The 19,227-nt window shown below is 41.3% G+C and carries 19 protein-coding genes, 1 tRNA gene and 1 pseudogene; 10 read left to right on the forward strand and 11 right to left on the reverse strand.

Features of this window, described 5'->3' with window-relative positions:
- The first annotated feature begins 13 nt into the window (after positions 1-13).
- The 8 genes and pseudogenes from dusB to BG00_RS02255 all read left to right on the forward strand — a co-directional run bounded on the left by dusB (position 14) and on the right by BG00_RS02255 (position 7,121).
- Positions 14-985: a tRNA dihydrouridine synthase DusB gene (gene dusB, locus BG00_RS02220; RefSeq protein ID WP_171034673.1), complete on the forward strand. Its 972-nt coding sequence runs from the start codon at positions 14-16 to the stop codon at positions 983-985.
- Between the two features lie 19 nt (positions 986-1,004).
- Positions 1,005-1,295 (forward strand): DNA-binding transcriptional regulator Fis, encoded by a 291-nt coding sequence (fis, locus tag BG00_RS02225; protein ID WP_002957804.1) that lies wholly within the window; start codon positions 1,005-1,007, stop codon positions 1,293-1,295.
- A 331-nt stretch (positions 1,296-1,626) separates the two neighbouring features.
- Positions 1,627-3,213 carry a bifunctional phosphoribosylaminoimidazolecarboxamide formyltransferase/IMP cyclohydrolase gene (purH, locus tag BG00_RS02230; protein WP_036980255.1) on the forward strand — a complete coding sequence of 529 codons (1,587 nt, stop codon included), beginning with the start codon at positions 1,627-1,629 and terminating at the stop codon, positions 3,211-3,213.
- 109 nt (positions 3,214-3,322) lie between these two features.
- A complete protein-coding gene (locus BG00_RS02235; RefSeq protein ID WP_036980256.1) occupies positions 3,323-4,141 on the forward strand; it encodes a class I SAM-dependent methyltransferase in 819 nt (272 codons plus the stop codon).
- 14 nt (positions 4,142-4,155) lie between these two features.
- The gene (purD, locus tag BG00_RS02240; RefSeq protein WP_036980257.1) at positions 4,156-5,442 is read left to right on the forward strand and encodes a phosphoribosylamine--glycine ligase; all 1,287 of its coding nucleotides are present in this window, start codon (positions 4,156-4,158) and stop codon (positions 5,440-5,442) included.
- Positions 5,443-5,562: 120 nt separating this feature from the next.
- A complete protein-coding gene (locus BG00_RS18460; protein WP_036980258.1) occupies positions 5,563-5,862 on the forward strand; it encodes a 7TMR-DISMED2 domain-containing protein in 300 nt (99 codons plus the stop codon).
- Positions 5,835-6,284: pseudogene (locus tag BG00_RS02250) on the forward strand (EAL domain-containing protein); the annotation flags it as partial. The gene BG00_RS18460 and the pseudogene BG00_RS02250, both read left to right, overlap by 28 nt.
- 21 nt (positions 6,285-6,305) lie before the next feature.
- Positions 6,306-7,121: a DUF2797 domain-containing protein gene (locus BG00_RS02255; RefSeq protein ID WP_036980260.1), complete on the forward strand. Its 816-nt coding sequence runs from the start codon at positions 6,306-6,308 to the stop codon at positions 7,119-7,121.
- Here BG00_RS02255 and BG00_RS02260 read toward each other — a convergent pair.
- A complete protein-coding gene (locus BG00_RS02260; RefSeq protein WP_036983327.1) occupies positions 7,094-9,622 on the reverse strand; it encodes an EAL domain-containing protein in 2,529 nt (842 codons plus the stop codon). The two genes, BG00_RS02255 and BG00_RS02260, sit on opposite strands and share 28 nt — an antisense overlap.
- Before the next feature lie 76 nt (positions 9,623-9,698).
- On the opposite strand from BG00_RS02260, the gene BG00_RS02265 reads away from it, so the two are divergent.
- The gene (locus BG00_RS02265) at positions 9,699-9,998 is read left to right on the forward strand and encodes a DUF4144 family protein (protein WP_036980261.1); all 300 of its coding nucleotides are present in this window, start codon (positions 9,699-9,701) and stop codon (positions 9,996-9,998) included.
- On the opposite strand, the gene BG00_RS02270 is transcribed toward BG00_RS02265, so the two are convergent.
- From BG00_RS02270 to BG00_RS02300, 7 genes are all read right to left on the reverse strand, one after another.
- Positions 9,978-10,901 carry a histone deacetylase family protein gene (locus BG00_RS02270; RefSeq protein ID WP_028835586.1) on the reverse strand — a complete coding sequence of 308 codons (924 nt, stop codon included), beginning with the start codon at positions 10,899-10,901 and terminating at the stop codon, positions 9,978-9,980. The two genes, BG00_RS02265 and BG00_RS02270, sit on opposite strands and share 21 nt — an antisense overlap.
- Before the next feature lie 103 nt (positions 10,902-11,004).
- On the reverse strand, positions 11,005-12,546 hold the full coding sequence (locus BG00_RS02275) for a serine hydrolase (RefSeq protein WP_036980262.1): 1,542 nt from the start codon (positions 12,544-12,546) through the stop codon (positions 11,005-11,007).
- Positions 12,547-12,573: 27 nt separating this feature from the next.
- A complete protein-coding gene (locus BG00_RS02280; protein ID WP_036980263.1) occupies positions 12,574-13,068 on the reverse strand; it encodes a gamma-glutamylcyclotransferase family protein in 495 nt (164 codons plus the stop codon).
- A gap of 12 nt (positions 13,069-13,080) precedes the next feature.
- On the reverse strand, positions 13,081-13,707 hold the full coding sequence (locus BG00_RS02285; RefSeq protein WP_036980264.1) for a LysE family translocator: 627 nt from the start codon (positions 13,705-13,707) through the stop codon (positions 13,081-13,083).
- A 2-nt stretch (positions 13,708-13,709) separates the two neighbouring features.
- Positions 13,710-14,492, reverse strand: coding sequence for a hypothetical protein (locus BG00_RS02290; protein WP_036980265.1), 783 nt, complete (start codon positions 14,490-14,492; stop codon positions 13,710-13,712).
- Between the two features lie 3 nt (positions 14,493-14,495).
- Entirely contained in the window at positions 14,496-14,966 is a 471-nt protein-coding gene (locus BG00_RS02295; RefSeq protein ID WP_013465976.1) for a CreA family protein, read from the reverse strand.
- Between the two features lie 185 nt (positions 14,967-15,151).
- On the reverse strand, positions 15,152-15,931 hold the full coding sequence (locus tag BG00_RS02300) for a porin family protein (protein WP_036980266.1): 780 nt from the start codon (positions 15,929-15,931) through the stop codon (positions 15,152-15,154).
- 193 nt (positions 15,932-16,124) lie between these two features.
- Between BG00_RS02300 and BG00_RS02305 the strand changes: the two genes are divergently transcribed.
- Positions 16,125-16,454 carry a 5-carboxymethyl-2-hydroxymuconate Delta-isomerase gene (locus BG00_RS02305; RefSeq protein WP_013465979.1) on the forward strand — a complete coding sequence of 110 codons (330 nt, stop codon included), beginning with the start codon at positions 16,125-16,127 and terminating at the stop codon, positions 16,452-16,454.
- A gap of 85 nt (positions 16,455-16,539) precedes the next feature.
- Here the strand turns inward: BG00_RS02305 and BG00_RS02310 are convergent, their stop codons facing one another.
- From BG00_RS02310 to BG00_RS17245, 3 genes are all read right to left on the reverse strand, one after another.
- A complete protein-coding gene (locus BG00_RS02310; protein ID WP_036980267.1) occupies positions 16,540-18,417 on the reverse strand; it encodes a methyl-accepting chemotaxis protein in 1,878 nt (625 codons plus the stop codon).
- A 260-nt stretch (positions 18,418-18,677) separates the two neighbouring features.
- Positions 18,678-18,754: transfer RNA gene (locus tag BG00_RS02315), tRNA-Ile, on the reverse strand.
- 278 nt (positions 18,755-19,032) lie between these two features.
- The gene (locus BG00_RS17245; protein ID WP_008466367.1) at positions 19,033-19,191 is read right to left on the reverse strand and encodes a YqaE/Pmp3 family membrane protein; all 159 of its coding nucleotides are present in this window, start codon (positions 19,189-19,191) and stop codon (positions 19,033-19,035) included.
- Positions 19,192-19,227: the final 36 nt, after the last annotated feature.

Here is a 19,227-nt window from a genome sequence, read left to right on the forward strand (position 1 = left end):
CCTATTGAATATCGTGCGTATCGGTTCATACCAACTTGAGAATAATGTCATTGTCGCGCCTATGGCGGGCATAACGGACAGACCATTTAGACAGCTATGTCGTCGTTTAGGCGCTGGCCTTGCTGTGTCTGAAATGCTGTCGTCTAATCCGAAGGTTTGGAAAACCGAAAAGTCGATGAACCGAATGGATCATTCTGGTGAGTCGGGTATACGTGCGGTGCAAATTGCAGGAGCAGACCCTGAGCTTATGGCACAGGCCGCACAATTCAATGTTGCAAACGGTGCACAGATCATAGATATCAATATGGGGTGCCCAGCAAAAAAAGTGAACAAGAAACTTGCAGGCTCAGCCTTATTACAGTTTCCAGAACTCGTGGAAGAGATTATTGATGCCGTAGTAAATGCGGTTGATATACCTGTGACACTTAAAATCCGTACCGGATGGGATCAGGACAACCGTAATGGTGTAGAGATTGCAAGAATAGCTGAACGTTATGGCATTGCATCACTGGCTGTACATGGTCGCACGCGCGCATGTATGTATAAAGGTGATGCTGAGTACGCCACAATTAGGGATATAAAACGTTCAGTGTCGATACCTGTCGTTGCTAATGGTGATATTACATCACCTGAAAAAGCAAAGCAGGTTTTGGACTATACGGGTGCAGATGCCATTATGATTGGTCGAGCCGCCCAAGGTCGCCCTTGGATATTTAGGGAGATAGACCACTATTTGCGAACTGGTGAACATATGCAGCCACCTGCTATTGCAGAGGTGCGCAGTATTTTAATGGAGCATTTAACCAACCTCCATATGTTTTACGGTGAGCCAATGGGAGCACGAATCGCTCGCAAACATGTATCTTGGTATTTGCAAACCCATGACAGTGATGGTCAGTTTAGGCGAGTATTTAATGCGCTCGACAATTCAGAGGCACAGGTCGTCGCATTAGAGCAATACTTTAAAACACTAGCAGCTAACTAAGAAAGAAAGAGACTTTATAATGTTCGAACAAAACGTGACTTCTCCATTTATCACTAACCCTCATGTTCAGTCACACGAGAAACCGCAGCCATTGCGTGATGCAGTGAAAAAAGCTGTTCACCACTACTTAAAGCAGCTTAACGGTCAAGATGTGCAAGACGTTTACGACCTTGTTCTTTCTGAGCTAGAAGCGCCATTGCTTGAAGAAGTAATGACTTACACACGTGGCAATCAAACTCGTGCGGCAATTTTACTAGGTATCAACCGTGGTACTTTACGTAAAAAGCTTAAAAAATACGGTATGAACTGATACCAGCTATATTGAAACCGTAATCATTCTAACGAGCTAAATAAGCCCCTAACTGCGTTAAAAATTTTTATGTAGAATAACTACACAGCAAAATTTTTGCCTTGTTATTGACTTATTTCTCTGTCGTTATAGTTGCTTACTAATCCAATACAGCTGGTATAAAGTATTTTGAGTAAAAAGCACCTTAGGGTGCTTTTTTTATTTGTAAAATTTATTAACGAAATTGCAAAATGCTCACGCTTTATGGGTCGTTATAAGTCGTTTTTTAAGTCGTAATCAGTTAAAATACGCGCTTCTAAGCTAGCTCATTAACTGAGGAAATCAAACTACAATGGATACACATCGTCCTATACGTCGCGCACTTTTGAGTGTGTCAGACAAAACCGGTATTGTTGAATTTGCCCGTGCACTAGAAGCACAAGGTGTTGAAATACTCTCAACTGGCGGCACGTGTAAACTACTTGCTGATAATGCGATTAAAGTTACCGAAGTATCAGATCACACCGGACACCCTGAGATCATGGATGGTCGCGTAAAAACCCTACACCCAAAAATTCATGGCGGTATTCTTGCTCGTCGTGGCCAAGATGAAGGCGTGATGGCAGATAACAATATTTCTGCTATCGACATCGTTGTAGTTAACTTATACCCCTTTGCGAATACTGTCGCTCAAGAAAACTGCAGCCTTGAAGATGCTATAGAAAACATCGATATTGGCGGCCCAACGATGGTACGTGCGGCAGCTAAAAATCACAAAGATGTGACGATTGTTGTTAACGCAAACGACTACGACCGTGTTATTAGCGAAATGCAAAATAACAATGGCTCAACAACCTACAAAACTCGCTTTGACTTAGCTATTGCAGCGTATGAGCATACAGCGCAGTACGATGGCATGATTGCTAACTACTTCGGTAAAATGGTTCCTGATTACACAGAGGAAGCTGCTATCGATACTAAGTTCCCGCGTACTATCAATATGCAATTCACTAAAAAACAAGATATGCGTTACGGTGAAAATTCGCATCAAGATGCCGCGTTTTATGTTGAAAACGACATCTCTGAAGCGTCAGTGGCGACAGCCACTCAACTGCAAGGTAAAGCATTATCGTTTAACAATATTGCCGACACCGATGCCGCACTTGAGTGTGTTAAAGAATTTGATGTACCGGCGTGTGTTATTGTAAAACATGCTAATCCATGTGGTGTTTCAATTGGCGAAAATATCTTAGAAGCATACGATCGCGCCTTCAAAACTGATCCAACGTCAGCGTTTGGCGGCATTATCGCTTTTAACCAAGAACTTGATGCTAAGACTGCACAAGCGATTGTTGAACGTCAATTTGTTGAAGTTATTATTGCGCCAAGCGTGAGTGCAGAAGCCGCTCAAATAGTATCAGCTAAACAAAACGTACGTTTATTAGAGTGTGGTGAGTTCTCTGCTAAAGGCACAGGCCATGACATTAAACGTGTTAATGGCGGTGTACTTATTCAAGACCGTGATTTAGGTATGGTAACGCAAGGCGACTTAACGGTTGTCTCTAAGCGCCAGCCTTCTGAGCAAGAACTTAAAGACTTACTGTTCTGTTGGAAAGTGGCTAAATTTGTTAAATCAAACGCCATTGTTTATGCCCGCGACGGTATGACTATTGGTGTTGGCGCAGGCCAAATGAGCCGCGTTTACTCAGCTAAAATTGCCGGTATTAAAGCCGCTGATGAAAACCTTGAAGTAAAAGGCTCGGTAATGGCATCAGATGCATTTTTCCCATTCCGTGATGGCATTGATGCTGCAGCCGCAGCAGGTATTACCGCGGTTATTCAACCGGGTGGTTCAATGCGCGATGAAGAAGTAATTGCTGCCGCTGACGAAGCTGGTATGGCAATGGTGTTTACCGGTATGCGCCACTTCCGTCATTAATCGCATAAAGAGCTAACGGGTTCAGTTAGCTCTTTTTGTTTGCACCAAATTCACGTATTCTGCTTATTCTATAACCATGACTAACAATTATAATGTGAAGGATTAGACGATGAAATTTGCACTAAAATCTCTACTGGTTGCCACACTGTCATTAAGCTCAACAATGGTATTGGCACACAACCATGGCCACGACTCAGCATTAACAAATGCAGTTAAAGCAAGCGAGCGTAGCAGTGAGCGCGATCAATACCGCAATCCTGTAGAAACACTCGAATTTTTTGGCTTTAAACCATCTATGACCGTGGTAGAAATTGCCCCAGGTGGTGGTTGGTACAGTGAAATTTTAGCGCCAGCGCTGAAAGAGCAAGGCACCTATTATGCTGCGCACTTCCCTGCTGATTCATCGGTTGGTTATTACCAACGTTCTCTTGCTGGCTTTAAGGCTAAAATCGCTGAAGACGCCCGCTTTAGTCACGTTAAACTCACTGAGTTTGCCCCTTCTACACATTTAGATATTGCTCCTGCGGCTAGCGCTGATATGGTACTGACTTTTCGTAATGTCCATAACTGGTACATGAGCAAAGATAAAGAAGCTGCAAGCAATGCGTTTAAGTCTTTTTACAAAGCACTTAAACCTGGCGGCACTTTAGGTGTGGTTGAACACCGCCTACCAGAAGAGCAAGATGATGAGATGCAAAAATCATCAGGTTATATGAAGCAAAGTGTAGTTATTGCACTTGCTGAACAAGCAGGTTTTGAACTTGAAGCAAAAAGCGATATTAATGCAAACCCTCTTGATACAGCCGATCACCCTAAAGGGGTATGGACCCTTCCACCGAGCCTTAGACTTGGCGAGCAAGATGCCGCTAAATATAAAGCCATAGGTGAAAGCGACCGTATGACGCTGAAATTTAAAAAACCGCTTTAAATAGGATATTCGCCATGAATGTATTAGTCATTGGCAGCGGCGGCCGCGAACACGCACTTGCGTTCAAAGCCGCTCAAAATACAAAAGTAAACACTGTTTATGTTGCTCCAGGTAATGCGGGCACAGCCCTTGAGCCAAAACTTGAGAACGTAGCAATTAACGTTGAAGACCTTGATGGGCTACTTAGCTTTGCCCAACAAAATAATGTTGAGCTAACCATTGTTGGCCCTGAAGTGCCACTAGTATTAGGGGTTGTTGATAAGTTCCGTGAACACGGCTTAGCTATTTTTGGCCCAACCGCCGGTGCAGCCCAGCTTGAAGGGTCTAAATCGTTCACTAAAGACTTTTTAGCACGTCATGCTATCCCAACCGCTGATTACCAAACGTTTGAACAAATCGACCCTGCGCTTGCCTACTTAAAAGAGAAAGGCGCACCGATTGTTATTAAAGCCGATGGTTTAGCGGCTGGTAAAGGCGTTATTGTTGCCATGACCGAACGCGATGCTGAAGAGGCTATTCGCGATATGCTTGCGGGTAATGCCTTTGGTGACGCCGGTAGTCGTGTAGTCATTGAAGAGTTTTTAGAAGGTGAAGAAGCGTCGTTTATTGTCATGGTTGATGGTAAAAACGTACTGCCGTTTGCAACCAGCCAAGACCATAAACGCGCTTACAATGGCGATCAAGGTCCTAACACCGGTGGTATGGGTGCATACTCACCAGCGCCTGTAGTAACCGATGAAATTCATCAGCGCATTATGAACGAAGTGATCTACCCAACGGTAGAAGGTATGGCTAGCGAAGGCCATCCGTACACTGGCTTTTTGTATGCAGGCTTGATGATAGATGAGACAGGTACACCAAAGGTTATTGAATATAACTGTCGTTTTGGCGATCCTGAAACACAACCTATGATGCTACGCTTACAATCAGACTTAGTTGAATTAATTGAAGCTGCTAACCGTGTAGAGCTTGATAAAACCACCATTGAGTTTGATTCACGTGCTGCAGTAGGTGTTGTTTTAGCCGCTAAAGGCTACCCTGATAACTACCCGAAAGGTGATGCTATTAGTGGCTTGAAAGTAACTTACCCTGAAGGCGAAAAAGTCTTCCATGCAGGGACTAAGCAAGACGGCGATAACGTAGTGACTGCCGGTGGTCGTGTACTGTGTGCTACTGCACTGGGTAATACAGTTACACAAGCGCAGCAGCGTGCCTATAAACTGGTTGATGAAATCAACTGGGATGGTATGGAGTACCGTACTGACATTGCTTATCGCGCAATTGCTCGTGAACAATCATAACGATTGATAACTAACGAGTAAATTTTATAAAAGCGCAGATTATCTGCGCTTTTTACTGCTACACTATAAAAAAGTAATCTGGACATAGATTAATATTGGAATTTAAAACTTTACGCTATCATGCCATCACGCTATACCATAGATAAAATAACCTCTGTTTACCTCGATCATGCGTATTACATAGACAAAAGCAAAACACAAAGTTTTGCAGAAGTAATGACCAAGCAGGCGCTATTTACACAGCAAGAATTTAACGATATACCTTGGAGCTTTGAACAGCAAAATTATTGGTTACGCCTCGATTTAGAAAATAAAAGCAGCCAACAAGAAGATGTGGTTGCCCACTTTGATAATCCGATGGTAGATCATCTCACCATATATCGGCTCAATAGAAGTATCAGGTTGCCCCTCATTTATTGAAGTTTGAGCTGACTGAATCGGCGTTTGTCGAAAATCAAGATGCGTTAGTCACCTTAGTTGGTAAACTCGCCACACTGGGCGTTAAGGTGATGTTAGACGACTTTGGTACTGGTTATTCATCACTTAGCTACTTAGTTAACTATCACTTTAGTGAACTTAAAGTAGATAAGTCGTTTGTGTTTGATTTAACCGATAACCGGGCTCATCAGGTCATTGTGCAAATAGCCATAGATATGGCGCATAACTTGGGCCTTACTATCACGATTGAGGGCGTAGAAACTCAAGAAGTTCACCAGCTGCTCAACACCATGAAAGCTGACCGTACCCAAGGCTATTTGTACGCAAAAGCACTCTCTTATGATAATTATTTAGACTTCTTGAACAGCCAATACCGCCTAAAAATGTTAAGCTCCCCTTTTTAACATCTTTGGGGCCAAGTAAAGATGCAAGGTACACTGCGCAAATTAAAGTCGAGCTTAACAGAACCCGTTCAATATCATTTACCTGTAGGTGATGAACTGGTTGATTTAAATGCTTTAATAGGTAAACAATTGACTCTCACTTTTAGTGGCACAATTTTGTGTTCTAACTGTGGTAAAAAAACAAAAAAAAGCTATTCTCAAGGGCATTGCTTTGTATGTATGCGCAAGCTTGCAAGTTGCGACATGTGTATCATGAAACCTGAAACCTGCCATTACGATCAAGGCACCTGTCGCGAGCCACAGTGGGGTGAAGAAAACTGCATGATCCCGCATTATGTGTATCTAGCTAATACATCAGGGTTAAAAGTAGGCATTACTCGCTACACACAAATACCTACCCGTTGGATTGACCAAGGGGCAACCCAAGCATTACCTATTTTTAAAGTACAAACTCGTTTACAGTCGGGCTTAGTGGAAGTGGCGCTCGCGCAGTTTATTGCTGATAAAACCAATTGGCGCAATATGCTCAAAGGACAAAACGACGTTCTTGATTTAAAAGCAGCGGCTGCTGAGCTTATTCCACAAATTAGCGAAAAACTAACCGAGCTGAGTGAGTTATTTGGCGCAACCGCTATTGAACAGCTTGACCAAGACGTTGTGAATCTTGATTTTCCTGTAAGCGAATACCCAAGTAAAATTAGCTCATTTAACTTTGATAAAAACCCCGTTGTTAGCGGTATTTTACAAGGCATTAAAGGCCAATATTTAATTTTTGATAGCGGCGTTATTAATATTCGTAAGTTCACCTCTTATGAAGTGAGTGTAGACTCAGAATAACCTTTTGCTGCTTGGTTATAAAATGCTATCCACTGCTGCTGCGTTAATGGATGGCAATAATAATAGCCCTGAATTACATTGCAGCCTATTTCGACTAAGTGTGCCTCTTGCGAGGCATGCTCAACGCCCTCAGCAACCACATTCAATCCTAAACTTGTCGCCATGGCTATAATGGCCGCCACAATTTGGCTATTGCCATACTCATCAGGAATCTTAGCAATAAAGCTCGCATCAATTTTTAATGTGTTAAACGGTAATTTGGTTAAATAACTGAGTGCAGAATACCCCGTACCAAAATCATCCAGCGCAATATGCACGCCCAGCGCTTTGAGCTGCTGTAGTTGCTCTTTTGCCTGTGAAAACGAGCTAATAAAGCTGCTTTCGGTCAGCTCAATTTCAAGTAAGCTGCCAGGTAATTGGTAACGAGTAAGCATCGCTTTAATATTATCAGCCAACTTACCTTGGCTTAAATGACACGCAGATACATTAATCGCTAAACGTCCGGCATCAATCCCCTGCGCTTGCCAAAGGGTTAACTCTTTACCTGCTTGGTTTATAACCCATAAATCTAAACGCACCACTAAACCTAGCTCTTCAGCAAGCGGAATAAACTGCGCTGGTGAAATAGTGCCTAAATCAGAGTCATGCCAACGCAGTAGTGCTTCAGCTCCCATAATCAACCCTGTTTTTAAACATTGCTTAGGCTGAAAATAAAGCTCAAACTCATCATTTTCGAGTGCATGCTGAAACTGGCTCATCATCGCTAAGCGCTCAAGGGAGCGGGCATTCATTGACGGTTGAAACAACTGAAACGAATTGCGACCGACATCTTTTGAGCGATACATAGCAATATCAGCATGCTTTAATAATGTTTCACTGTCTAAGCCATCATCAGGATAAACAGCCGCCCCTATGGACGCAGTAACACCAACCTCAAAGCCTTCAAGCTTAAACGGTGTATTTAAGTGATTTAAAATACTCTCAGCAAGGGTGATAGCACCTCCTACATTATTTATTTCGCATAATACAACAAACTCATCTCCCCCTAATCGCGCCAGCGTATCACCCTCATTTAAGCTATTGATGATGCGCTCTGATACTAATTTTAATAGCATGTCACCGGCATTATGACCTAAGCTGTCATTCACCTCTTTAAAACGGTCAAGGTCAATAAACATTACCGCTAGCATCTGTTTATCTTTGTGCGCTGAGGCCAGTGCCATAGAAAGTCTATCGTTAAATAAACGCCGGTTAGGTAAGCCAGTTAGCTCATCAAAATACGCTAACTGCACCACTTTTTCTTCTGCGCTTTTTCGCTCAGTTATGTCACTAAAAATAGCGGCGTAAATCACCTCACTATGACTTGGCTCTTTTATTTCTATAATACTGAGCCACTCAATATAAATATCGCCAGATTTTTTACGATTATGAATTTCCCCCTGCCATACCCCTGTTTTGGCAAGCGAATCCCACATTTTTATATAAAAGTTTTTATCATGACGCCCTGAACTCAACATATTGGGTCGCTTACCAATCACCTCATATTCTTTGTAACCGGTTAAATGGGTAAATGCAGGGTTTACTTGCATAATCACTCCATTCGAGTCGGTGATCATGATGCCATCTAGGGAGGAGTCGATAATTTTATTGGCTAAAAATAAGTTACGCTGCGAATGCTCCAATGCAATATCACGCTGCTGAAGTACTTTTTCAAGCTCACAACAATAAGCCGTTTCAATTTCATTAATTAAGTTTTCAAGCGACAACACGCCATTAATTTGATCGTTTTCGCTAACCACTAAATGCCGAATATTACTTTCCGACATCAACCTGTAAGCATCAAAAAGGCTGTCTTGGGGGCTTATCTGATAAAGGGGGCGACTGGCTAAATCCCAACAAACAAGATGATTATGCTGCTCGGTGATGAGCTTTAGTAAGTCGCGCTGAGTAATAATGCCATGAACATTTTCATCCTCATTAAACACCAAAATCACTTTCTCTGCGTATTCACGCATCATGCCCACCGCGTCATTGATTGCCAATGAACTCGGTACTATCCGTATGTTTTTATTATATTGATCATTAATAGGTCTAAATTGTAAGTAATGCTCTAGCCCTTGATTGTTTACAATATCTGTAATGCTGATCACGCCGCTGGGAATGTCATTTGTATCGGTTACTAACAAATGCCTTACACCCTGCTTATTAAACACCATGGCCGTCTCGGTTAATAATTGTTGACTGGGCACACTTAATACAGGGCTCGACATAACGCTTTCAATCGCTAACTGCCTAAGTGAGCGATTAGAAAAGTTAAGTGTTAAACAATCGGTTTCAGTCCATACGCCTATTATTTGTTGCTGTTGTTTTACAAAAATAGCGCTAACATTATGCGCTCGCATTAGTTTCACCGCTTCAATTAAAGGGGTATCCTTAGCGCAGGCGATCACCTTATTGGTAAAAACATCGCATACTTTTTGATAGCGGCTAGTGTGAGGCATTGCTTCTACTTCCAAAATTAAACCAATTAATGACTATAAATTATTCAGTAAAAAACAATTTGATTTAGGACAATAGATGAGCATCAGTTACCCACAAATTATTATTTATAATGATGAAATTGAGCTAATGGAGCACGCCAATGATTTACACGACTTTATTTACACTATGGAAGCAAGTGAGCAGCAAAAAGTTATTATTTTAGATAAGGTAAGTGGCTATCAAAGCTTGAGCGGCCATTCGCTCACGGCGCTCAGTGCAGGCCAATTAGCAGAGCTAGTAAAAGAATATTTAGCAAAAGAAGGGCAATGCTGCTTAAGTAAAATAGAGCAGCTAACTCCAGATCAGGCATTCAGGTTACTCGCCGAAATCAACTAGCGCTTTAACGTGTGCAATCGCGCTGCGCCCGAGTGCCGACAGTGAGTATCCTCCCTCTAAATAAGAAATAATTCCTAAACAATGATGCTGTTGGCTAAATTGCGCTAACTGCTCAGTAAGCCATATATAATCACTTTCAACAAACTTAAGACTGGCCATGTCATCTTCTAAATGTGCGTCAAATCCCGCGCTTATAAAAAGTAGCTCAGGCTTAAATTCTGTTAATTTTGGTAGCCATTGTTGCTCATAAAGTGCTTTTAAATCAGCACCATCACTAGCTATCGGTAAAGGTGAATTTACCAGTGTGGCATTATTTTTAATGGCGGTATTAGGATAAAATGGATATTGAAATAACGAGCACAGCAACACATTTTCATCATCCATAAAAATATCTTGAGTCCCATTGCCATGGTGTACGTCAAAATCAACAATGGCAATGCGTTTTACCCCTTTGCTTTGTGCATATTTAACTGCAATCGCAAGGTTATTAAACACACAAAAACCAGAAGAGCTATCTCGGTTAGCGTGATGCCCTGGCGGGCGTACTGAACAAAACGCAGCGTCTAACTTACCCTCTAAAATCTCATCAACAGCGAGTAACCCTGCTCCGACTGCACGCTCAATGGCCTTTAAAGAGTCGGGGCATAACCACGTATCTCCATCAAGATCGCTGAGCCCTTCGTTTGGGATCATGTCTTCTACATGCTTAATATGCTGCTCACTGTGCGCCAATAAATAATGTTCGCGCAGTGCTTTAGGGGCTTGTTTTTGCTCTATAGCCACATCCAGTCCACTAGCAAGTAAACGGTCATTAATCGCATCTAAACGCTCTGGGCATTCTGGATGATCTTCAATCATTTTATGTTTACGACAGTGAGGATGAGAAATAATCGCAGTGCGCATAGCTAACTCCAAATATAAGTTGCTTAACGAGTATAACAAAGCCACCTTGTGGTGGCTTTGCGACTTTGGTTGATACTAAACGACTATTTAACCAAAGTTATGGTTATTTAGCTTTTAAGTCGAGATTTCTAAAATCAAAGCTAAAATCGGTTACCTGCGTTGAAACTGCATTCATTTTCGCTGATTCTACGCGGTTATCGGCGCTCATAGAAAAGCGAATAAAGGCATCTGCCTCTAATAACTTTTCATCCCACTTCACAATAAAAGTATTACCTGTGTAATGCTTCAGCTCACCTTTAAGGCGTTTTGTATGGGTAAAATCAATGCGTAATTTACCATCTAGTTCTTCAACAATTACATCGCCATACCAATCATCATGTAATGTACCGGTGTAGTTTATATTAGGCAATTGCGGTTGAATATCTGTTGGCGCTTTTGGAGCGGCGTTGGCATAGGCTTTTTCTTTACCTGCAAAATGCTTTTTAGCTAACTCTTCAACCCAATCTTTATCTTCAAGCTCGAGTACATCTTCAAGTACTTCATGAGTCACTGCCGATAATGCAGAAAATGCTTGTTGGTTGCTTAATATCACAATCCCTACGTTTTTTTCTGGTAGTAAAGTCACCTGCGATACCATACCTAAAATGCCGCCACCATGTGCCAGCTTTTTAACGCCGTGGTAATCTTCTATACTCCAACCTAATCCGTAGCCTCTAAATTGTTGATGATACGCTTTATAGGCACTTTTAGATGCCATTGACGTAATATGTGGATGCCACATTTGTGCTTGCTGCTTTTCACTAAATAGCTGCTCGCCATTAGGCATTTTGCCACCCGCAAGTTGAGTACGTAGCCATTGGCTCATATCGTTTACGCTTGATGCAATGGCGCCTGCCCCTCGAAAGTCTTCAAGGTAATTAACAAAAAAAGGATGCAATTTGCCATCCATTGGGATGTGTCCAATCGCCCAGTTTTTGTTATTTTTTGCGATACGCGAAAAGCCAGCGCGCGAGTTAGTCATGTTAAGTGGCTGTAGAATATTTTTTTCAATGTAGTCGTTCCAGCTCATCCCCGATATACGCGCAACAACTTCACCAGCGGTAACAAACATTAGGTTGTTGTAAGCATATTGGCTACGAAAACTGCTCGCGGGTTTTAAATATTTCAGCCCAGATAAAATATCGGCTACCGATTTATCGGTACTTGGCCAAATCATTAAATCGCCTTGACCAAGCCCTAAACCGCTACGATGACTAAGTAGATCGCGTATGCGCATTTCACGAGTAACGTAAGAGTCGTACAATCTAAACTCAGGAATATGGTCAATTACGCGGTCATCCCAGCTTAACTTACCTTCATCCACCAGCTTAGCCAATGCTGCACTGGTAAATGCCTTGGTATTTGAAGCAATGCCAAATAAAGTGTCTTTATTCACCTTGCTATTAGTATTGAGGTTGGCAACACCAAAGCCTTTAGCGAATACGACTTTGTCATTTTCAACAATGGCAACGGCCATTCCGGGTACATCAAAACGTGTCATTGAGGCGTTGATCACCTCTGAAATTTTATCGGTATCAACCGCTGCAGAGCTCGTAAATGCCCAGCCAGCCAATAATGCGGCTGTGGCTAATTTTTTTAGTTTCATAGTGTTACCTTAGGTTATTATTTTTGTTTAGTCTTGATGAACCGCAAATTCTATTTCGGCGCGCGCTTTATTAGTATCTTGCTTACTCGGGTAAGCTAAAATGCGTTGACTGTAGTGTTCGGGTACGCCCGCCTCAAGTGCGCCGCGGTATACATGCTGCACGTACCAATCATAAGGTAGCAGTGTGTCGTCATGTGTGTTTGCGATGTAGCAGTGTACATTAATGTCACCGTCATCTAGAAGGCTTACGGTTAAATCAACACAGTCGTAATTAGGGCCTTCAATTTTATCTAAGATCTCTTTTTCGGCTTCATTAAGCTGATACACTACCCCATATACCACAGCATCGGGTTCATTGGTGGGCACAATAGTGCATTTACCTGAACCATCTGAAAAGGCCATATTAAAGGTTAACTTATAGCCCTTTAAAAGTGCCGTACCCACACGTTTTGCATTAGGTAAACGTGCCAATAAACGATTAGATGACATATTAGAGCCAAACGAAAAATTATATAACGCCATACTATTCCTTCTTTAAATAACAACTCGCACAGCCAGTGCGATTAAAATAATGCCAATGCCGCGGTCGAACCAATAACCACTTTGCTGAAAAAAATCACGTACACGCGCTTTTGATAACAATAGCGACAAAATAGAAAACCAAGCCCAGGTAGCAAGCGCCATATAAACGCCGTATCCCATTTGTATTATTACCGGCGTAGTTGGGCTAATCACTAAGGTAAACAACGACATAAAAAATAACGTAGCCTTAGGGTTAAGTGCATTGGTAAAAAAGCCACGTCGAAACGCGCGCCATGGTGACTCAGCTGCAAGGCTAGGTTTTGCAGCCGGTTCTGATGAGGTATTTGTAGGTTTAGCGGCGCGCAGTGCCTGCACGCCTAAATACGCTAAATACGCGCCCGCTATATATTTAAGCGCCATAAACAACGCAGGTGATTGAGTTAACACCAGCGCAACTCCCAATACACAATAGGCTATGTGTAATAAAATAGCCACACCAACACCGGCACTTGTCCATAACGCATTGCGCCTGCCGTGTTGTACACTTTGTTTAAGGACTACCGCAAAGTCGGGCCCAGGGCTTGCTACCGCAAAAAAATGAGCCACTGCAATTAATATAAATTCATCGATATAGTTCATACTTAACTGGCTTGCTCTGGCGAAATAGCCTGTAACAATGGGTTAGCCGATTGATTAATCAAGGCTTTTATTTCTTTTTGCGCTTTTTTAAATTGGCCTCGTAAATGCGGTTTTAAATGTTTTTTGGAGTGTTTATCTTGCTTAAAGTAGCTCACTAACGCATGCATAAATACGGTATGCGTTTCACTGAGCGTCGCTTCGCGATTTGCATACGGGTTATAACATGAGCCACAGCCACCTTTAAACTGGTACACGGTATTGCTCATCATTACCCCAAAGCCTAAAAAACACGCTAAAGCATCAGTGGCTTGCGGTAAATACTCTTTACCACCTGGGGGTAATACCCCTACGTGATGAATTAATATGGTGGCAAGCGTACCGGCAAAACTCGCCACTAAATCTTGCGGTTGATTAATTTGATTAGGGTTAAACGACACATTAATAGTATGACTGGCTGGTACTATTAAATGACACTCTTCGCCACGTAAATGCTGACTAAATTCAAAGTGTGGAAACACCTGTGGTTGCAATTGTTGCGGTGCAACCAAGGTTACTGGCCATTCATTCATACCAGCGTATTGCTTAACACGCGCAAACACTTTGCTGGCCATTTCCTCAATACTTGAAACCGAGTCAGGAAAAAACTCAACCGTTGGTAAAATAACTTGGCTGTGTTTGGTAAAAAAATCCAAATCAAAGTTTTCTGCTGCCCAAATAAAGGTATCAATCAGCCATTGTTGTTCTTGTTCTGCCAATAAGGGCTTTGATTTAAATAGAGTTAACATAAACTACTCTTGCCCCTTCGCCCATTGCCATGCTTGTGTATTGTATAAAGGCACCGTAGAGAGCGCATGATGATGACTGCCCGTAGACTCTTTCGTTGAGTATGATAAATATAATAATGTATGTGTTTTAGCATCATAAATACGGCGCACTTTTAATGACTTAAACAAAATACTCTTAGATGATTTAAACACGACTTCACCGGATTTACTGCGGTCGATAGACTGTAATTGGTCTGGCGTTATTGGCCCCGTTTGACGACAGGCAATCGACATATCTGAGGGGTCTGAAAAATCTAAATTCGCCTCAATATGGCTAATATGACAGGTTACACCGGTCACTAGCGGGTCTTGCTGTGAATTAACCACCACATCTTTAGTGGTAAATAGCCCAAGACTTACTGAAGCAACATCATCAGAGCACCCTGCAAGCCCTGCTAAGCATACAATTAAACCACCCATTTTGAGATACTTCATAGCAAGTCCTTCGTTCATATTAAAAATTAAGTTACGCCTTATACTAAACGCTTTCACCGCGATAAAACAAATTTTATCCACCAACTCAATGCTGTAATGATTTAAAGGGTATTTCGCAGCAAGATACACAATAAAAAAGGCACGCCCGAGGGAGTGCCTTTGCAAACAAATACAGCTAAAGGTTATTAAAAGCTATATTGCGCACCTAGATAAACATAACGACCGGCACCGCCGCCGTAGCCACTATAAAAGTTACCACGACCACTTGGGTAAAATGCCCCTTTGTCGTCAAATACATTGTTAATACCGCCAAATACACGTAAGTCACTTTTATCAGTCAGTGCCAGAGTGTAGGACGCTGATAAACTATGCTTTAAAAATGAGCCATAATCTTGATACGCAAGTGGCTCTGGGTTTGCAATACAATCGGCACCGCCCGCAGCACAGCGCTCATCGTTTGCAGCAACATACTCAAGGTAGTCTTTCTCATCTTCTTGGCTTGCTTTAAACGCGCCTACGTAATTTGTACGCCAGCGGATGCGTAAATCATCCATTTTCCATACAATCGACATAGCGGCTTTATCTTTTGAGCGCCCATAACCTGCATACTGTGAAGTAACACTGTTACCATCTAACCCTTTATAGGTTTGCGAGTTTTCAATGATGTGATTGTAATAAAGCTTAAATAACAAGTTGCCATAGCTGCCGATGTCATATTTGTAAGTTGCAACGACATCGTAACCGCGCGCAGTTAACTCATCCAAGTTATGTTCACGCTGTAGAGTTTTTACAATGTTACCTTCGTCGTTACGGGTAATATCGCTACAGTATTCGTTATCACTGCCCCACGCAGCCTCTGAGTCATAACATTCGCGCATGATGTTTTCGTTACTTATTTCATAAATTGCAATTACAAATACCAACTGGCTTGTGTGCACTTCGTATAAGTCACCACAAATTGACATAAAACGTATCAACCAAAAATATTTGCCATAATAAATCTAAAATTAAACACGCTACAGGTCTTGTAATTGCTTAAATGAGTTTATTGCTAAAAATATGTTCAAGCTACATTTTTAAAAATTAAGCGTTATGGGGTTAGCGTGTACAAACCCGTTTGGTATAATTAAATAAACCAATCTAAAGAGGATACGTTAAATGCCACACATTATTATTGAACACTCAGAAGATCTGCCTTTACTACCTCAAGTTCTTGTGGAAAAAATCCATACAACAACGTTTGAAAGTGGCTTATTTGATTTAGAAACAATAAAGACTCGCGCTATTGCTTATCAGCATTATCAGTTAGGTGTGGGTAAAGAAGGGTTTATTCATATTGCGGTGCATATTATGGCTGGGCGTTCCATTGAGCAAAAGCAACTACTAAGTGAGCAATTACTAGCCTGCTTGCAAACGTATTGCAGAGCCTCTGACAGTTTAAGCGTAAATATTTACGAAATGGATCACGAGATTTACCGTAAAAACTAACCGCCATTACAACATCATAGTTATAGGCGAGAGCGCTATAACTATGATGATTTCCTCGCTCAACCGATTTTTAATTAAATCGTGTTTAAAGCGTAAACTTACCCAGTAAATCCCTTAAAATATTCGATTCTTTATTTAAACCGTTACAAAGCTGCTCTGACTTTTTCATATTTTCTTTGGTTTGCTCTGCCGAATCGGAAATCATCACAATATTTTGGCTAATTTCTGAGGTTGCTAGTGTTTGCTCTCGCGTTGCAGTAGCCACTGAGTTGTTTAACTCGCTTAGTAGTACAATTTCCTGTGAAATACCATTTAATGTATGGCCGGTTTCTTTTAAGCGCTCGGCATTTTCTAGGGTGTTTTTGCTGCCCAATTCAATCGCTGTTACCGTGCTTGACGCTTTAGCATTTAACGAATCAATCATCTCATTAATTTGCTCCGTAGACTCCGCGGTACGTTGCGCAAGCGTTCTTACTTCGTCAGCAACTACCGCAAAGCCACGGCCCTGCTCACCCGCTCTAGCAGCCTCAATAGCCGCATTTAACGCCAATAAATTAGTTTGCTCGGAAATCCCTTTAATTACATCCAATACATGAGAGATTGATTTAATCTCTGTCGAGAGTTCTAACACCGAGGCCACAGAGTTGGCCATTGACGCTTCCAGTTGTTCCATTTGTTTAATCGTGCTTTGCACAAACTCAACCCCTTTGTGCGTCGTTTCTTCGGTTTTAGTAGCAATATCTGCTGCATTACTGGCACTACCAGAAATATCCTGAACCGTAACCTCCATCTCATTAACGGCTGCCGCCACCGCTTGCGTACTCGATGATTGCACTTCAGCTAAATTTGCCGCACCTTGCACTTGCTCAAGCACATCTTGGGAAATACCTTTAACATGAATTGCCGACTCAGAAACCTGTTTGAACATATAATGTAACTGCTCTAAAAACAGATTAAACTTAACCGCTAAGTCTGAAATTTCATTATTATCATCAGTAGGGAGTCGCGCTGTTAAATCGCCATCTTTTTCTGTTAACGCATTCACTGCTGCAGTAATGTTTTCGATTGGCCTAAATATTTGCCCTACCAACACGCGTGCTGACGCTAAACTTACAAGCGCAATAATTACACCAAAAATGATATTAGTATTAATAGCACTATTAATTGCGCCATATAATTGCTCTTGGGGAATTTCAGCAACTAGATGCCAACCTAATGAGTTTACAGGCGTACTTGATACAACATAGTCATCACCATCAATTACTTTACTTTGAATTGCCCCATTTTTAATCGGCGCCAAGTCAACAGATTGCCCTATTTTAGTTTTATTACCATGCAGCATAATCTCGCCACTACCAGAGACCAAATAAACAATGCCGCCCTCACCTATCCTATATTCACTTATGAGATCCACCATAGAATCGAGCGAACGCCCAATCCCAGCAATTCCTTGTCGTTGCCCATCAAGCTCAATGGCATAATTAATAAATACCATCACCTCAGAGCTGCCTTTATCTATGTCGAGCGCTACTTCAAATGATCTATCCGATGCTAAAAAAGCATCAAACCAAGTATCACTACTGTCTATTTGCCTAGAAATACCTTCATCGGTGTAATAGTTACGGGAGTTTTTAGAAATAATATATGCGTTACTGGCTTGGTTTTTATCTTTTATATGTTTGAGGTAATCAATAAATTTACCTCGGCTTTGCGCATCTTCATTATTATTCATCCATTGCTGCACAAATAAGTTTTGCGCTATTTCTTTGCCTACAACAATAGGTGTAGAAAGTTCCAGCTCTATTTGGCTTTTAACTTCACTAAGCGCAGTCGGTAAATCTACTTTTGCTAGTTTTTCTTCTGTATTTGAGCGAATACTATTGGAAAAGATGAGAGTAGATATTGCTAAAGGAGCAGTAACAGCCAGAATAAGGCTGAGGTATACTTTTCGTTTTAATAACATAGAACACCTAAGGAATAACTAAGCAGTATTTTATATACTGCACACAATTAACAGTAGCGACATTAAAGGGCATAAAGTAAAGATTTTTATAATAAAACCCCATAACACTTTAATAGTAGATTCAACTGTGTTTATTGCAATGTATTCAATAGAATTAATACAGAAATCAGTGCACTGGTGATAAATACGATAGAAATAACAAAAGCGAATTTTATAAACTAAGAAAATGAGTTTTTATGTACTTGGAAAGCGTGTAAAAGTGGTGGCCCCTCCCAGACTCGAACTGGGGACCTAACGATTATGAGTCGTGTGCTCTAACCAACTGAGCTAAGGGGCCATCTTTGTATAACTGTAAGCAGTTAATTTTTTGAAGCGTTTAGCCACAGAGCGACTAAAGCGGGTTGCAGTATAAAAAGTTTTTAGGGGCTTGTCACTAGCAAAAAGCTTTATTTTAACAATCAAAGGGCTAACTGCTCAAATAGTAAGCTTTTAGATTTATTGATGGTGACGTTGAGGAAACGAACTCATTAAATAATAGTAGTCTGAGTAACTAATACACATACCTTACGATGGCAATTAGCAACTCAGTATTAAATGTATTACTGCGATAGAGTGTTATTTTTTGGCGATAATATAAATCGCATGAATTAATCCAGGGAAATAGCCGAGTAAGGTTAGCAAAATATTTAACCAAAAATGCATCCCTAGTCCTACCTGTAAAAACACACCCAGTGGTGGTAATAAAATAGAAAAAATAATTCTAATGATATCCATAATTTAATCCTTACAATGTTAGCAAAACAAAAAGCC

Source organism: Pseudoalteromonas sp. SCSIO_11900 (assembly GCF_000576475.1).
In the GTDB taxonomy this organism is placed as follows: domain Bacteria; phylum Pseudomonadota; class Gammaproteobacteria; order Enterobacterales; family Alteromonadaceae; genus Pseudoalteromonas; species Pseudoalteromonas tetraodonis.

Bases quoted from the DNA above. Each gene is read 5' to 3' on its own strand.
- purD (WP_036980257.1), top strand. From the start codon at position 4,156: ATGAATGTATTAGTCATTGGCAGCGGCGGCCGCGAACACGCACTTGCG.
- BG00_RS02260 (WP_036983327.1), bottom strand. From the start codon at position 9,622: ATGCCTCACACTAGCCGCTATCAAAAAGTATGCGATGTTTTTACCAAT.
- purH (WP_036980255.1), top strand. From the start codon at position 1,627: ATGGATACACATCGTCCTATACGTCGCGCACTTTTGAGTGTGTCAGAC.
- BG00_RS02310 (WP_036980267.1), bottom strand. From the start codon at position 18,417: ATGTTATTAAAACGAAAAGTATACCTCAGCCTTATTCTGGCTGTTACT.
- BG00_RS18460 (WP_036980258.1), top strand. From the start codon at position 5,563: ATGCCATCACGCTATACCATAGATAAAATAACCTCTGTTTACCTCGAT.
- BG00_RS02290 (WP_036980265.1), bottom strand. From the start codon at position 14,492: ATGTTAACTCTATTTAAATCAAAGCCCTTATTGGCAGAACAAGAACAA.
- BG00_RS02285 (WP_036980264.1), bottom strand. From the start codon at position 13,707: ATGAACTATATCGATGAATTTATATTAATTGCAGTGGCTCATTTTTTT.
- BG00_RS02235 (WP_036980256.1), top strand. From the start codon at position 3,323: ATGAAATTTGCACTAAAATCTCTACTGGTTGCCACACTGTCATTAAGC.
- BG00_RS02265 (WP_036980261.1), top strand. From the start codon at position 9,699: ATGAGCATCAGTTACCCACAAATTATTATTTATAATGATGAAATTGAG.
- BG00_RS02280 (WP_036980263.1), bottom strand. From the start codon at position 13,068: ATGGCGTTATATAATTTTTCGTTTGGCTCTAATATGTCATCTAATCGT.
- BG00_RS02300 (WP_036980266.1), bottom strand. From the start codon at position 15,931: ATGTCAATTTGTGGTGACTTATACGAAGTGCACACAAGCCAGTTGGTA.
- BG00_RS17245 (WP_008466367.1), bottom strand. From the start codon at position 19,191: ATGGATATCATTAGAATTATTTTTTCTATTTTATTACCACCACTGGGT.
- BG00_RS02275 (WP_036980262.1), bottom strand. From the start codon at position 12,546: ATGAAACTAAAAAAATTAGCCACAGCCGCATTATTGGCTGGCTGGGCA.
- BG00_RS02305 (WP_013465979.1), top strand. From the start codon at position 16,125: ATGCCACACATTATTATTGAACACTCAGAAGATCTGCCTTTACTACCT.
- BG00_RS02295 (WP_013465976.1), bottom strand. From the start codon at position 14,966: ATGAAGTATCTCAAAATGGGTGGTTTAATTGTATGCTTAGCAGGGCTT.
- BG00_RS02255 (WP_036980260.1), top strand. From the start codon at position 6,306: ATGCAAGGTACACTGCGCAAATTAAAGTCGAGCTTAACAGAACCCGTT.
- fis (WP_002957804.1), top strand. From the start codon at position 1,005: ATGTTCGAACAAAACGTGACTTCTCCATTTATCACTAACCCTCATGTT.
- BG00_RS02270 (WP_028835586.1), bottom strand. From the start codon at position 10,901: ATGCGCACTGCGATTATTTCTCATCCTCACTGTCGTAAACATAAAATG.